Source organism: Hymenobacter cellulosivorans (assembly GCF_022919135.1).
In the GTDB taxonomy this organism is placed as follows: domain Bacteria; phylum Bacteroidota; class Bacteroidia; order Cytophagales; family Hymenobacteraceae; genus Hymenobacter; species Hymenobacter cellulosivorans.
Genome location: NZ_CP095049.1, coordinates 1,310,352 through 1,325,650, shown reverse-complemented (window position 1 = coordinate 1,325,650; position 15,299 = coordinate 1,310,352). Strand labels below are relative to the sequence as shown.

Sequence of the window (15,299 nt, the reverse complement as noted above, 5' to 3'; positions counted from 1 at the left end):
TATTTCACCAGTTCACCATCTCACTCCTTCATGGCTGAAGAACTCATTCTCGATACCACGCTTACCAAGGCCGAAAAATACCGCCAGCTCCTGCCCCAGATTGAGGCCCTGACCACCGGTGAACCAGATTTGGTAGCTAATCTGGCCAATACTGCCGCCGCCCTGCGTCAGGCCTTCGGCTTTTTCTGGGTCGGCTTTTACCTCGTCAAAAACGACGAGCTGGTCCTTGGTCCTTTCCAGGGCCCGATTGCCTGCACCCGCATCCGCAAGGGCAAAGGCGTGTGTGGCAGCAGCTGGGCTCAGGCCCAAACCCTGCTCGTGCCCGACGTAGAGCAGTTTCCTGGCCACATTGCCTGCAGTTCCGAGTCCAAGTCGGAAATCGTGGTGCCCATCCTGAAGGACGGGCAGGTCGTGGCTGTGCTCGATGTAGACAGTGACCAGCTCAACGACTTCGACCAGGACGACCAGACCGCGCTGGAGCAGCTGATGCAGCTGGCCGCCACCTGGTTCTAGACCACGGATTCGAGGGATTTTGTGGACGGCGCGGCCGCCGACGCTATTGCCGCTCCTACCGCTCGAAAGAAAAGTATAGCCCAACAAAAAGGCCGCCCCTGCGGGTGGCCTTTTTGTATTTGGGATAGTCGGTCATAAAAGCCGATTACTCCTCAATATCCGTCGAATCCGTGGTTCAGGTTTTAAGCTGGGCAATGACGGTCTGTCCACCCTTTACCTTCTCCCCGATCTGCACTTTCACCTCCGTATCGAGGGGCACAAACAAATCGACGCGGGAGCCGAACTTGATGAAGCCGAACTCTTCGCCTTGGCTTACTTCGTCGCCCTCATTCACATACCACACGATGCGGCGGGCCATAGCGCCGGCAATCTGGCGGAACAACACCATGGGACCGGCTTCCGACTGCACCACGACCGTTGTCCGCTCGTTTTTGGTGCTGCTCTTGGGGTGCCAGGCCACGAGGTAGTTGCCGGGGTGGTACTTGAAGTAACGCACGATGCCCGAAATCGGGTTGCGGGTAATGTGCACGTTAATTGGCGACATGAAGATGCTGATCTGCTTGCGCATGTCGTCGAAGTACTCCGGCTCATGCACGTCCTCGATTACCACCACTTTACCATCGGCGGGGGCGATGAGCAAGTCTTCGTGAGTAAGCAGGTTGCGGAAGGGGCTGCGAAAAAACTGTAGCAGCAGCAGGAAGGCAATGACGGAGGCGCCGGCAAAAATCCGGTTGAAGGTGACGGCGCGGGCGTTGAACTGGAACAGCAGCAGGTTGAGGGCCAGCAGGGCCAGCAACGTGAAGAAAAGTATGCGTCGTCCTTCTTTGTGAATCTTCATAAATCGCAGATTAGCGCTGAGTCGGGAGAGAAATTTCGCTGGTTCAGACGCTATTATCAGAAACAGAAGCTGGCAACAGAATATTCCCAGCTAAACCATTACGTGTCAAACTACACAAAGATAGCCCGAGCCTCCCGGCCCGGGCTATCCAAAAGCAAATATAGCCGCGAAACAGTGAAATAGCGAATGAGTGAATGGGTGAGTTTTTTTGTTCAGCTGGCGCAAACGGCGCGAATTGAACGGCAACTCACTCATTCACTCACTTACTCATTCGCCGCTTAGAAACCGCCGCGGAACTTGTATGTCTGGGCTACTTTGTCGATAGCTACCACGTAGGCGGCGATACGCATCGGCACGTTATACTTCTGGCTTGTAGCGTACACTTTCTCGAAGGCATCGGTCATGATGCGCTCGGCGCGCTCAATCACCATGTCCTCGCTCCACTTGTAGCCGAGGCGGTTTTGTACCCACTCGAAGTAGGACACTGTTACGCCACCGGAGTTGGCCAGGATGTCGGGCACTACCATGATGCCCTTTTCGTTGATGATAGGGTCAGCGGAGGCAGAGGTGGGGCCGTTAGCACCTTCCACGATGAGCTTGGCCTTGATGTCGTGGGCGTTGTGCTCGGTAATGACGTCTTCCACGGCGGCGGGCACCAGCACGTCAACGTCGGCGAGCAGCAGCTCATCGGCGTTCATCAGCGTAGCGCCGGTGTAGCCTTCAAGGCGGCCGTTGTGAACGTTCTTATAAGCAATGGCTTCGTCGATGTTGATGCCGTTGTCGTTCCAGTAGGCCCCGCTGATGTCGGACACGCCCTTGATTTTCACGCCTTTCTCAGCCAGCAGCTTAGCAGCCCAGGAGCCTACGTTGCCGAAGCCCTGCACTACGGCCGACGACTCTTCAGGCTTCATGCCCAGCTTGCTCATAGCGGCCAGGGCCGATACCATTACCCCGCGGCCGGTAGCCTCGGTGCGGCCCAGGGAGCCACCCATCACGAGGGGCTTGCCAGTAACCACCGCTGGTGAGGTGGCACCTACCGTCTTGCTGAATTCGTCCATCAGCCAGGCCATTTCGCGGGGACCGGTGCCCATGTCGGGAGCCGGAATGTCGCGGTCGGGGCCAAACACGTCCTTCATGGCCAGGGTGTAGCCGCGGGTCAGACGCTCGATTTCGCCGGGGCTCATGGCCGTCGGGTCGCAGATGATACCACCCTTGGCACCGCCGTAGGGAATATCAACCACGGCGCACTTCCACGTCATCCAGGCCGCCAGGGCCTTTACTTCGTCGATGTGCACGTTCATGTCGTAGCGGATACCGCCTTTCGAAGGGCCCAGGATGGTGTTGTGCACCACGCGGTAGCCTTCGAATACGCGCACCTTGCCATTGTCCATCGTCACGGGAATGTTGACGATAACCTGCTTGTCGGGCGCTTTGAGGACGTTATACGTTGAATCGTCGAGTCCTAGAATCTCCGCCGCGATATTGAAGCGCGACATCATTGATTCTAAGGGATTTTCACGGTCCATGATTGGAGCCGGCTCTTTGTACACCGTGGTGGCAGCCATACGGGAAGAGTGAATTGTGATGGGTGGGTAAGAAAAAAAGCGGGGCTCAGCGGTGGGAAGCCGGAACCGAACGCCGGATTTGAGGGCTCAAAGGTAGTAGTTTATGCCATACGCAGGAAAATGCGCCAGGGTATAGCTTGGCCCACCCAAAGCGCTATGCAGACTAGTTCGGCAGGAAGTTCCCAACTGCCTCAGCGGCAAAAAATCACGCGTGGGTAATTACCTAAACCTGGTTTGTTGGAATTATGCCGTTTGAGTAGCTACTCAAACCAGAATTTACAAGCAAAAAGACCTCCGAGAATCCTCGGAGGTCTTTTCACTGGCGGAAAGCCGGTTGAGGAAGTACCGATACGTCGCCTTGCGCCTCTACCCACCGAAAAGCAGCTGCAACACGGCCAGTACGGGCAGGATGAAGAGGAAGGCGTCGAACCGGTCGAGCAGGCCGCCGTGGCCGGGCATGATGGTGCCCGAGTCCTTGATATCCACGCTGCGCTTGAGCATAGACTCGGCCAGGTCACCCAGAGGGCCGAAGACGGCCACGGTACCGGCCGCTACGAGGCGGTACGGCAGGGAAAGGTCGGTGAGCCAGAAGCCCAGGGCCCAGCCCATGACCAGGGTGAGCAGGAAGCCGCCGATGGCCCCTTCCCAGGTTTTGCCGGGCGAAATGCTGGGCGCCAGCTTATGCTTGCCAAAGGTTTTGCCGGCGGCGTAAGCCCCAATATCAGAGCACCAGACCAGGAAGAGCAGGGCGAAGATGCGGCGGTAGTCGTACTCGGCCGAATTACCGGAAAAGGCGACTACACTAAGCAAGCTCATGGGCAGGCTGACGTAGAAGAGCCCAAGCAGATTGACACCCACGTTGGCAAAGGGAACAACCGACTGATTCTCCCGCGGCCAGGCTGACATCTCGCGCAACAGTAGTAGCACAGAAAGCAGTAAAGCCAAGGCAATCAGCGTGAGCTCCGCGGCCCGAACAATGCGGTTTTCGGGGCCGCCGTCGTAGTGCGCAAACTGCTTTTCGATGAAAACGGTGAAGAAAATCAGCAGGCTAATGCAGATACCCAAAATAGCGGCCGGTTTGTAGCCCGCTTCGCGCATCATGCGGTAAAACTCGTGCAGCATCTTGGCCTGCACGGCGGCGAAGAACAGGGCAAACGTCCAGGAGCCATACCACACGGAGCCCAGCAGCAGCACGGCCCCAATGACGCCGAAGATGACGCGCTGGGCCAGGTTGGACATGGGCTTTTTTCCGTCGGCAGGAGCTTCGGTGGGAACAGCGGGCGAGGAGGAGGGCTCGGACAAGGGAAGTCGGGAATTCGGGAGGGACGGGAGAAAAACGGGCGGCGCTACGGGCTTACTTACGGTCGGCCTCGATGCCCTTACTGCCGAGCGTACGGGTTTCGGCGGGGGCAGTTTCGGGTGAAGCCACGGCTACGCCACCAGCGCTGAGCGTGTGCATTTCGGCGGGTCCCTGCTGGCTGCGCTGGTGCAGGAAATAGAGGATGGCCCCGACGAAGAGCACCGAAAGCAGCACCAGGTACCAGGGTATACTGTCGGTGGAGTCGGGGTCGAAAGCAGAGGCCGTCCATTGCTGCTGCTGCACATACACCAGCAGGAGTTGGAAGGCATTCTGGGTGAAGTGGGCCGTCATGGGCACCAGGATATTGCCACTCCATTCGTAGAGGTAGCCCAGAATCAGGCCCAGTACGAAACGAGGCACGAAGCCTAGAAACTGCATGTGGATGGCACTGAAAATGGCGGCGGCCACAAACACGCCCACGTGCCGCGACCTAAACCACTCTACCAAGTTGCGCTGCAGCACACCCCGGAAAAATAACTCCTCCCCTATAGCAGCACCAGCCGCAATGACGAGCACGGCCACGCCAAACCGCCCTGGCGAGCTGAATCGGGTCATGAAGGCCGTCGTCTTTTTCAGCTCTTCTTCCTTGGCCAGCGCCCACGTTCCAAACCGCGTCAGCCAGGACCCTTCCAGAAACTTGGGCACGTGGGCCTGGGAGTTCCACTCAATCAGATAAGCCATAAGGGGCAGGGCCAGAATCACGATGGCGGCGGCGGCCACAAACCAGACGGCCGAAACCGAGCGGCGGGGCATCAGGTACTCCCGCCACGAACGGCCCGTAAGCCACACCAGCGCCAAAGCGGCCCCGGCCAACCCAAACACCAGCGTAACGCCCTGACTGAGCATGATGGCCCCCCAGCTATTGGGGTAGTTCTGCGGGTTCTGGGCCGCATCGCCCATTTCCAGCAAGCCAATACCAAAGAAGAGCTTCGTGAGTACGCTAGCTACCAAAGCCCCCACGCTCAAAAAGACCAAGGCCAGACCGATTAAGATCAATAAGGTTGCAAACGGGTGCAAACGGCTGGACACGAAACCTTTCATGAGGGGCTGGTGGTTACGGAAACTTGGAAGAGTCGTAAATTTGCGCAAATTCCTGTAATAGCCTTCCTCTGTGGTACACATCCGCGACCTTGCCCTGCCTGATTTTCCCTTGCTTTTAGCGCCCATGGAGGACGTATCCGACCCGCCGTTCCGGGCCGTGTGCAAAGCCAACGGGGCCGATTTGATGTACACCGAGTTTATTTCCTCGGAAGGCCTGATTCGGGACGCGGCCAAAAGCCGTAAGAAGCTCGACGTGTTCGATTACGAGCGACCCATCGGCATTCAGCTCTTTGGCTCCGACGTGGATACCATGGGCGAGTGTGCCCGCATCAGCACCCTGGCTGGCCCCGATTTGATTGACATCAACTACGGCTGCCCGGTAAAGCAGGTAGCCTGCCGGGGCGCCGGGGCTGCCCTACTGCGCGACATTCCCAAGATGGTGCAGATGACTGAGGCCGTGGTAAAAGCCACCCACCTGCCCGTGACGGTAAAAACCCGCCTGGGCTGGGACGAAAACACCCTGAACGTGGAGGAAGTAGCCGAGCGGCTCCAGGATATCGGCATCGAGGCCCTGACCGTGCACGGCCGCACCCGGGTGCAGATGTACAAGGGCGACGCCGACTGGCGCCTGATTGCCAAAATCAAGGAAAATCCCCGCATCAAAATCCCAATTTTTGGCAACGGTGACATCGACTCGCCCGAAAAAGCCCTGGAGTACAAAAACCGCTACGGCGTCGACGGCATCATGATTGGGCGCGCCAGCATTGGCTACCCCTGGATTTTCCGCGAAATCAAGCACTTCGTGGCTACCGGCGAAAAGCTGGCCCCGCCCACGGTGGAGGAGCGCGTGGCCATGTGCCGCATGCACTTCGAGAAAAGCATCGAGTGGAAGGGAGAGCGGTCTGGTATCCTGGAAATGCGCCGGCACTACGCCCAGTACTTCCGCGGCCTGGAAGGTGCCAAGCAGTGGCGCATGCGCCTAGTTGATACCTACTCGGTAGACGAAATACACGCTATTCTGGCCGAAATTTCGGCGGCCGAGCCAATGCTGGTTGGATAGGCTGGTACCCTACTACTTATTCTGTCATCCTGAGCCCAGCGAAGGACCTTATGACGTTCGATTTTGCCGTTGCGCGGCAACTATTTGAGCGTGGTTAGGTCCTTCGCAAGCTCTGGATGACAGTTCTTTTTTATCGTCTTTCTTTCCGCCCTGCATGTCCTCCACCCCTACCGCCCCGGCCGTTACTGTTGCTCCCGAAGCCACGCCGGTAGCTTCGCCCCCGCCCCACCGCACGCCGGCCTCAGCCTGGGTGCTGCTTATCGTGCTGGCTACCATCTGGGGCACGTCGTTTATTCTGATGAAGAAGGGACTGGTGGTGTTTTCGGCCATGGAGCTGGGGGCTACGCGCGTCACGGTAGCAGCCCTGATTCTGCTGCCTTTTGCCCTGAAGCACCTGCCGCAGTTGGAGCGCAGCCGGGTAAAGTGGCTGTTGCTCAGTGGCGTAGTCGGCACCCTGATTCCGGCGTTTCTGTTTGCCTACGCCGAAACCAAGCTGGCCTCGGGCCTGGCCGGGGTGCTCAACGCCCTGACGGCGGTATTCACGCTGCTGGTGGGTGCTTTATTCTTCGGGCAGAAGCTCACGCCGCTGCGGGTAGCTGGTATTGTGCTTGGCCTGGTAGGTACGGTAGTGCTGATGCTGCTGGGCGGCAGCGGCGGAGAAGCCACGCCCACCGGGGAAGGCAATGCGTGGTACGGGCTCTACATCGTGCTGGCTACGGCGGGCTACGGAGTGAGCGTCAACGTGATTAAAAACCGCCTGCACGGCATTCCGCCCCTAGCCGTGACGGGCCTGCTGCTGCTCTACATTGGCGGACCGGCGGTGGTTTATCTGCTGCTGGGCACCGAGTTCCTTTACAAGCTGCAGCACGTACCCGGGGCCTGGACGGCCTTTGGCTACATTGCCCTGCTGGCTACCATGAGCACGGCCGTGGCCATGGTGCTGTTCAACAAGCTCATTCAGCAGTCGACGGCTCTGTTTGCGGCTTCTAATACCTACCTGGTGCCCATCATGGCCCTGACCTGGGGCGTGCTGGATGGCGAAGATTTTAATCACTGGCACCTGCTGGGCATGGTTATTATCCTGGTAAGCGTAGCCATTATTCACCGGGCCAAGTAAGGCGCGTGCAACCTTGCCCGCACTCTTTAGGCTCTCTTATCTACTAATTGGCAACGGTACTTCCCGGTCAGGTGTGCCTTTGTGCTCTATTTCTTACCCATCTTTTTTGTTGTATGACTAAATCCTCCGGCTTACTAGTAGCCTTTCTGTTGAGCACTGCCGCGGCTTCGGCCCAAACTACTTACCGGCTTGGTGTGCGCGTGGGTGGCAACCTGGCCAACACAACTGAGAAAGGCACAGCGCGCACTATTATCAATGCCTCAAGCTCCTCCAGCAAGTCGCCCATTGTGTCGGGGCAAGTAGGCGTAGTGCTGGCAGTAGAACGGGGTAAGTTTGCTTTTCAGCCCGCTTTGCTCTTCTCACAAAAAGGCACTAAAATTAAAGCAAGCAACACCATCGCAGACCCGACAACAGGCTATGAGTTTCGCCGGAAGGGGCACACTACTGTGCGCTACAGCTGGTTGGAAATGCCCTTAAATGTCGTGTATACCTTACCAGGGGAAACTGGTCTGCAGGTTTTTGCCGGACCTTATGTGGCCGTAGGTGTCGGGGGGAGAGCCCGAACGACTATTAACAACAGCACCACTGACCCCGGTTCATATACCGAGCCGATTACCAGTTACAGCTCCAAAATCACCTACGGCCGTGATGAAACCACTGGTAGCACGGCTTCTATCCGTAACTTCTATTCCCGGCGCTTCGATACCGGTTTCAACGTGGGCCTAGGTTACCGCCGGGGCCCGGTGCAGGTGCAGGCTGGCTATGGTGTCGGCTTGGTGAACCTGTACTATAGCAAAGCCGGCGGCGACAACGAACAAAGCGGCAACAACCGGGTAGCCCAGTTGACGGGCACTTATTTCTTTAAGTGAGCCCGGGGTTTAAAACGCTACGCCTAGCCCAAACTGCACCCAGGCGTGGTGGCGGCTGCCGCGGAATTCAGGCGTAATCCAGACGGCCGAAGTGCGGAAGCTAAGGCCAGCGTAGGCAGCTACCAGGCTTACTGTTCCCTGTCCTACTACCCGTTTAATATCCGAGGCGGGCAGGGTGTAGGGGCTGGCGCGGTTGAAAAGGCCACCTTGCATTGTAGCGTTGTAGCCCACGAGCCGGCCCTCGGCCAGCCCGGTAGCATACAGTTGGAACTTGGCCAAGCCGGCTCGGTTTGCCCGGGAAGCCAAACCCAGATTCTGGAAGTAAGGCGTCATTTTGCCCACCCGCACGAGCAGTCCTCCGCCGGCAAAGGTATTGAGCGTGCCGAGCGAGGCCTGCCCCTGCCCAATAACCTCTACTGCCCGGCCCACGGCCAGTATTTGCTGCTCAACACGGGCTTCGTAGCCCAGCACCACGTCGTTCCGAATCTGGTAATCCCAGCCGCGGGGCGTGGGTGCATCCAGCAGCTCGTGCACTTTGGTCTGAAAGCCCTTGGCACCAGCGGCCGGCCCAATGAAACCAAAACTCAGCCCTGAAGTCAGCCGGCGTTTTGCGGCAGGGCTGGTCGCAGTGCGGTAGAGCGTGGCGTAGATATAGGACGCGTAAGGTCGGTCGCCGCGCCGGATGGTGTCGTCCTGGATGCGCAGGGGGGTGAAGCCGTCGTAGTGCAGCTTCACGCCGTAGTGCCGGATGCTGGCTGGCGGGCCCGGCAGCAGGATTTTATTGACCGGCGACTTCCTAAGCCCGGGCAGCACCAGGTTCAGCGTCATACCCTGGGTGAAGTAGTAATCGGTGCGGAAGAAGGCGTCGTTGGCGAAAGTATAGAATACCAGCCGGTCAGTGCTGACGCTGTCGGCAGCTTTTTGCTGCGCAAGTGTGCCCAGCGGCAATAGAAGCAGGGGAATCAACCAACGACGAACGAGCATACGGCTATTTGCGGGGAAAGCAGGCAGGGTGGTCTATCTACGTAGCTACCATGATGCTCAGACTTACCTCCCGGCATTAAGCCTATAGCAGCGAAATATGCAGTAGTGGCTCCGCCGCAGAGTTCGCAGCCGGCGTGCTGGTATAGTAAAATTCGTTGCCGACCACCATTCCGGCAACTGGCCCTGCCGGCGGGGTGGGCAGGGGAAGCGGCAACGCATCGACCAGCACCAATCCAGAGGCCGCAGTATCCAGGCGGTAGCGTACCAGCTTCGGGGTCGTCGGATTGTCCAGCACGAGCAAGTATCCGTTCTGATAATACAGGCCCGTAATACTATCCACCGCCAGTTTACCAGGCGTTGCTACCGGCGTTATTTGCTTTGTGGCCAATGCAATACGCGCCAAGCCACCCGCGTGCACTACGTACAGGGCGTTGTCTTCAGCGTTGAGGCACAGGTGGGTAGGTCGGACGAAGGTATCGGCCGGCAGCCAGGCTTCTATTTCTTCCGTCAGGGGCATTTTAGTGCGCATCCGGTACAGTCCCCCCGACGCTGAATCAGTGGTGTACACCACTCCCTGCGCTGTCACGGCCAGATCATGAAAGCTGTGCTGCCGTACGGTATCGGTCACGAAGGCCAATTGCCGTAGCGTACCTGAGCGCGTATCAAATTCCCACAGCCCGGCCCGCTTGCCGACCGGTCCCCAACCACTGGCACAGGCCCAAAGGCTACGATGCGCGGCATCTACTCGCAAGCCCGTCACTTCGCCTAGCACGGGTAGGTGCTTTGCCCAAACTGTGTTGGCGGCAGGGATAGGTGCGGTGCCCCAGAAATCAGTAGCAGCCCCTTTGGCGGGTATCTTAACGATTTTGCGCAGCTGCGGCAGGCCAACGAAATATTGCTTCCCGCGCGAGTCATAGGCCAAACAGCCCGTCGGGGGAGTAGCGGCCACAGCGGTCAAAATAGGGCTGGCAGATGGTTGAGCCCGCAGAGGCAGGGCAGCTAGCAGCAACGGGAGCAGCATTTTCATAGGGCAAGATAGTAAGGCACTCCCCACTGGTAAATTCTCCGGCTTGGCTCACGACTGAGGTTGCAGCACTCCGTTAACTTCCCGCACCACTTCGGTTTCCACCAGCCGCTGCACGGCCGCGTCAATCTGCTGGCGCATCTCGTCACCTGGGCGGGCAAAGCCCAGCAATCGGGCCACGGGCAGCACTACAGCTGCTCGTTCCAGGGCAAAGCTATGCTGCACAATGACTTGAATGGCCCGGGCCAGCTCCTCGGGGGCCACGAAGCTCAGCTTGCGCGACGCAGTGGGCAGGCCGCTGCGGTCCCGGAGCGGCACGGTGGCGGCCGTCATAGCCGGGGTCCAAAGAAAGTCGCCTTCCAGCCGGATGTGACGCAGGTTGACGGCCAGCCGCACGGCCGAAGCCACGCTCTTGCGAATCCGGGCGCCGACCTGGGTAGCGCCGGTAGCCAGGGCAATGCGCCGCGTTACCTCATCGAGGTGCACCGGACTTTCGACAGCAACAATCTGGGCCACCCAGCCTCCTAAGCGGGTCATGGAATGCTGGTGCACTTCCAACTGCCGGGCCGCAGCGGGCAGCTGGGCCATTTGGTAAGGCTCGGCCAGGGGCACCGGGCCTTCGGGAGCTGCTTCCCGGGAAATACCTATTTGCGTATCGACAGCAGCAAATATTTCATCCTCAGTCTCATCCGAAGCGCTGCGGCGGGCTTCCTCAATGGCTTGCACGGCCCGCTCCGTTTCCCGTGCCGGGTCCCGAAACCAATCGGTGCTCCAGATGCGGTGCAGCTTCCAGCCCACGTTTTCGAGCACCTGCTGGCGCAGCCGGTCCCGGTCGCGGGCCGAGCGGGCACTGTGGTACATGGCCCCGTCGCACTCAATGCCCAGCACGTAGCGACCCGGCTGGTCAGGGTCGACGACGGCCAAGTCAATATAGAAGCCCTGGCAGCCAATCTGGGGGCGCACGGTGTAGCCACGGGCCGTCAGGGCGCGGTGCACGGCTTCCTCGAAGGGCGAATCCGGGGCCCGGCCGGTTGCCTGGTTTTGGCTGAGCACCCCGCACTGGGCAAAGTTGAGAAAGGTCTTGAGCGCCACCACACCTTTGGCCTTGGTGCGGGTCAGGTCGAGGTCGTCGGCCGAGAGGTTGGTGAAGACTTCGCAGCGCTGCTTGGCCCGGGTGATAAGCACGTTGAGGCGCCGCTCCCCTCCTTCGCCGTTCAGCGGGCCAAAGCTCATGCTCAGGTAGCCTTCCCGGGTGCGGCCGTAGCCGATGCTGATCAGAATGACGTCCCGCTCGTCGCCCTGCACGTTTTCCAGGTTCTTGACGAAGAACGGTTCGTGGGCGTGGCGGTTGAAGAAGTCCTCGGTTTCAGGGCGCTGGCGGCGCAGCTTTTCCAGGGCATCCTCAATGGCCTGGCGCTGGGCCTGACTGAAAGCCACGACGCCTAAGGTGAGCTTGGGCGTGGTGCGGGCATGGAGCAGCACGGCTTCGGCCACGGCCGCGGCTTCCAGCGGATTGGTGCGGGTAGTGCCCCGCTCGTAGTGAGTGCTAGGCAGATGATGATAAACCAGACCCAGCGGCCCCTGCCCGCCCGGACTGGGAAAAATGACCAGCTTGTCGTCGTAGAACAGGTGGTTGGAAGGCGCAATCAATGACTCGTGCTGGCTGCGGTAGTGCCAGCGCAGCATCCGTTCGGGCATTTGCCGGGCTTTGCACAGCTCCAGAATGCTTTGGATATCGGCCGTCACGTTTTCTTCGTCGGCCTCCTCGCCTGCTCCGGTCAGGGAGTCGAAAAAGGAGGTGGGAGGCAGCTGCTTCGAGTCGCCGACGACGACCAGCTGCCGGCCGCGGGCAATGGCACCCAGGGCATCGACGGGCTTCACCTGCGAGGCCTCATCAAACACGACCAGGTCAAACTCCACGGCTCCGGGCGGCAGGTAGCCAGCCACCGACAGCGGCGACATCATAAACACGGGCTTGATGGCCTGAATGGCGCGGCCCGCCTGCTGCATGAGCTTGCGCAGGGGCAAGTGCCGGGTTTTCTTGGCAAACTCGTTCCGGAGTAGCAGCATCTGCCCACTGGCCTGAGCGTTGGGCAACTGACTGAAATGCTGCATCATGGCCCGCACCCGGTTGTGGTAGAGCGAACCTTCGTCGACTTCGCGGAACCGGGCCGCGGTTTGCTCGTGGCTGGCCCGCTCAAATTGCCGCAACGCCGGATACTGACTGTAGGCCTGCTTCTGCAAAAACTCCAGCCAGGTCTGGCGCACGGCGGCCGCCAGGTGGGAGGCCGCCAGCTCCCAGGTTTCGGCCAGTATTAGAAGCTCCGGTAGATTTTCAGCTGCCACAGCCGCCGCTACATTGTTCCACTCGGTGGCCAGGCGCAGGGCGGGCACGTCGGGCAGCCAGGCGCTGAGCGTGGCGTGCTGGGCGGCAAAGGACTGAAACTCCAGGCGGCCCTCGGGGCCAAAGCGGCGGGCTTCGTTGAGCTGCAAGGCTTGAGCTACTGCCTGGATGGCTCCCCGGTGCCGCACCAAGGCTACTTCCAGCGCCGCTAAGGGAGCTGAAACAGTCGCAGGATCAGAAGATTGCGCCATATAATGCAGCAACTCGGCAGGCAATTGCCGCTGGGCAAGACGCTGGTGCGTTTGAGTCAGGTAGTCGGCCACTTTACGCAGGGCGGGCCAGTCGGAGCGCAAGCCCTGCCAGGCCGCACCAAATAAAGCGGCGGCCCAATCCTGCGTTTCCTGCACCGTCCGGGCGTGGCGGCGGGCTTCGTGAATAGCGTCAATAACAGCCACCACGGCGGCCGGGTCATCGGGCAACGAACCGCGCCATAGGCTTTGCAGCCGCTTTTTGGCTTGTCGGTAGTCGCCGCTGAGGAATTTCCACCACTTGTCGCCGTAGCTGAGCACCGCGGCCCGCTCGGCCAGCAGTTCCTGACTCCAGGCTTCGGGCAACAGCGCTGCGTCGTGCTGCTGGTGCAAGGCCGAGTAGCTGGCCCCGGCCAGCAGTACCTCCCCTACTGGGGCCGGGCGTTGATGCCAGGCGGAGTCGGCCACGGCCACACCGGCCAGCGGCGGGGCTAACTGAACGTGGCGGGCAGCGGGCAGCAAGGCCTCGGCCGCAGCGCGGTCGGGCGGCGCGGGTAAACCCAGGTGCTGAGCCAAAACCTGGGCCGCGGCTTGCAAATCGGCGAGGGCGACCTGCGCCTCCCGCAGCAGCTGCGTCAGAGCTTCCTGGTCGGCGGGCAATACTACGAGCAACTCACTACCCCAGAACAGCAGGTTTTTGGGCCGGCCAATCTTCTGCAAAACGGCTTGTACGCGCTGCGCCTGAGTTTCGGCATGGGCCGCGTCGGCGTCGGTCCAGTTGGCAAGGTTGGCAATGGCTAGGCGGGGCAATTCTACCGTGCCCCGCTCCTGGTTAAGCAGCAGCAGCTCGCCGACCACTTGCTGGGCCGTGCGGCGACTGCGGCCAATTGGGGCGTTGACGGCCAGGGCGTACTCATTCAGGGCGGTGCGGTAACGCGGCAGCTGAGCGAGCTGGTCGGCCAAGTCGGGAGCGGCGGCCGGTCGGCCCAGGCTGAGCGTGTGGCGGAGCTCGTCGAGCAGGGCCTTCTTGTTGGCTTTGTGACTGTGCAATTCCAGACAGGCGGCCCCTAAACCCAGATTTTCGAGCCGGCGCTGCACTACTTCCAGGGCCGCCATTTTCTCGGCCACGAACAGCACCTTTTTGCCCGCCCCAATAGCCTCGGCCAGCAGGTTGGCAATGGTCTGGGACTTGCCCGTACCGGGCGGACCCTGAATCACGAGGTTGCGGCCTTCCTGCACGGCCAGCAACGCCAGCAACTGCGAAGAGTCGGCGTCTAGGACCTGATGCAGCTCGTGGGCGGCACTTTCGGTATCCAGAAAAGCCGAGTCGTCGAGGGTGGGCGCGGCATCCCGGAAGCCGGCGTCGGGACCGAGCAGGGCGGCAATGGCGGGGTGGTCGAGCAAGCCCACTGGGGCAGGCCAGGTGGCGGGGTCCAGGTCGCGGTAGAGCAAGAACTTACCGAAGGAAAAGAAGCCCAGGATAATGGCATCGGGCTGCACCTGCCAGCGCGGCAAGCCGGCTACGGCCTGGGTTACGGACGCAAAGTAGTCGGCTGGGCGCAGCTCCTCTTCAGCGTCGGGCAAAGGCAGGTTGAGGCCAAACCCGGCCCGCAGCTTGGCTTGCAAACTCAGGTTGCCTTCCACTTCGGCCCCAGTGTGGCGGAGCTTAAACCGCTCGGCGGCCGTGCCCCGCTCCAGCAACACCGGCACCAGTAGCAGCGGGGCCTGTCGCGCCTCCGGGCTGCTGTCGGCCTCATACCAGGTGAGCTGACCCAGAGCCAGATACAGGATGTTGACGCCCTGCTCTTCCAGACTGGTGCGGGCCGTGTAATAGGTGTTGAGCAGCCGCTTTTCGAGCTTATCCAGCGGCTCGGCGGTTTGCAGCTTGTTATCGGTCAGCAGGCGTTGGCGCTCGGCCTCCGAAAGATCCGTAGGGGCAGCCGGCGCCCCGGTGGTTACCGCAGCAGCGGCCGTCACAACTTCCGGCTCCGTTACAGCACCTGCCGGCTTTGCTTGCGGCTTCGCCTCGGGGCCGGCCTGGAAATACATGGTTTTGCCCTGGCGCACCAGCACCTCGTACACCGCCACCGCCTGCTCCTGGGTCACGATTACGCCCCGGGCCGGGGAAGGCCGGTAGTTGAGCAGCGGGTTGCGCAATCCCAGATCCAGCAGTTCCTCGCGGGAGGCCAGCAGGCGGGAGAGCAAGGCCGTGGAGGCCGAAACCGGGGGTGTTTCCATAAGAAAAGTCAGTAGCACCAAACGCAGGGCGGGCTTTGCCCGGGGAGCCGGTCAACCAAAGTTCCTGGTTAAAGCCCCACCGGACAAAGCCCGCGCGT

General features: G+C 60.4%; 11 protein-coding genes. 4 read left to right on the top strand and 7 right to left on the bottom strand.

What is annotated here, in order from left to right; translation table 11 throughout:
- The first annotated feature begins 30 nt into the window (after nt 1-30).
- Complete coding sequence (gene msrC, locus MUN80_RS05690; RefSeq protein ID WP_244720746.1) at nt 31-513, top strand: free L-methionine (R)-S-oxide reductase MsrC; 483 nt, start codon at nt 31-33, stop codon at nt 511-513.
- Between the two features lie 175 nt (nt 514-688).
- On the opposite strand, the gene MUN80_RS05685 is transcribed toward msrC, so the two are convergent.
- From MUN80_RS05685 to MUN80_RS05670, 4 genes are all read right to left on the bottom strand, one after another.
- Entirely contained in the window at nt 689-1,351 is a 663-nt protein-coding gene (locus tag MUN80_RS05685; RefSeq protein WP_244720743.1) for a phosphatidylserine decarboxylase family protein, read from the bottom strand.
- 278 nt (nt 1,352-1,629) lie between these two features.
- Entirely contained in the window at nt 1,630-2,916 is a 1,287-nt protein-coding gene (locus MUN80_RS05680; protein ID WP_244720741.1) for a Glu/Leu/Phe/Val family dehydrogenase, read from the bottom strand.
- Between the two features lie 366 nt (nt 2,917-3,282).
- Complete coding sequence (locus MUN80_RS05675; protein WP_244720739.1) at nt 3,283-4,218, bottom strand: phosphatidate cytidylyltransferase; 936 nt, start codon at nt 4,216-4,218, stop codon at nt 3,283-3,285.
- A 52-nt stretch (nt 4,219-4,270) separates the two neighbouring features.
- Nucleotides 4,271-5,272, bottom strand: a complete 1,002-nt coding sequence (locus tag MUN80_RS05670; RefSeq protein WP_244720737.1) for a CPBP family intramembrane glutamic endopeptidase — start codon at nt 5,270-5,272, stop codon at nt 4,271-4,273.
- Between the two features lie 115 nt (nt 5,273-5,387).
- Here MUN80_RS05670 and dusB point away from each other — a divergent pair, with 115 nt between their 5' ends.
- The 3 genes from dusB to MUN80_RS05655 all read left to right on the top strand — a co-directional run bounded on the left by dusB (nt 5,388) and on the right by MUN80_RS05655 (nt 8,363).
- Nucleotides 5,388-6,377: a tRNA dihydrouridine synthase DusB gene (dusB, locus tag MUN80_RS05665; RefSeq protein ID WP_244720735.1), complete on the top strand. Its 990-nt coding sequence runs from the start codon at nt 5,388-5,390 to the stop codon at nt 6,375-6,377.
- 154 nt (nt 6,378-6,531) lie between these two features.
- A complete protein-coding gene (locus MUN80_RS05660; RefSeq protein WP_244720733.1) occupies nt 6,532-7,494 on the top strand; it encodes a DMT family transporter in 963 nt (320 codons plus the stop codon).
- Between the two features lie 113 nt (nt 7,495-7,607).
- Nucleotides 7,608-8,363 carry an outer membrane beta-barrel protein gene (locus tag MUN80_RS05655; protein ID WP_244720731.1) on the top strand — a complete coding sequence of 252 codons (756 nt, stop codon included), beginning with the start codon at nt 7,608-7,610 and terminating at the stop codon, nt 8,361-8,363.
- A gap of 9 nt (nt 8,364-8,372) precedes the next feature.
- Here MUN80_RS05655 and MUN80_RS05650 read toward each other — a convergent pair whose 3' ends face one another.
- The 3 genes from MUN80_RS05650 to proA form a co-directional block, all read right to left on the bottom strand.
- Nucleotides 8,373-9,347, bottom strand: a complete 975-nt coding sequence (locus tag MUN80_RS05650) for a lipid A deacylase LpxR family protein (protein WP_244720729.1) — start codon at nt 9,345-9,347, stop codon at nt 8,373-8,375.
- An 82-nt stretch (nt 9,348-9,429) separates the two neighbouring features.
- Nucleotides 9,430-10,269 carry an SMP-30/gluconolactonase/LRE family protein gene (locus tag MUN80_RS05645; protein ID WP_244720727.1) on the bottom strand — a complete coding sequence of 280 codons (840 nt, stop codon included), beginning with the start codon at nt 10,267-10,269 and terminating at the stop codon, nt 9,430-9,432.
- Nucleotides 10,270-10,422: 153 nt separating this feature from the next.
- A complete protein-coding gene (gene proA, locus MUN80_RS05640) occupies nt 10,423-15,201 on the bottom strand; it encodes an anti-phage protein ProA (RefSeq protein WP_244720725.1) in 4,779 nt (1,592 codons plus the stop codon).
- Between the last annotated feature and the right edge of the window lie 98 nt (nt 15,202-15,299).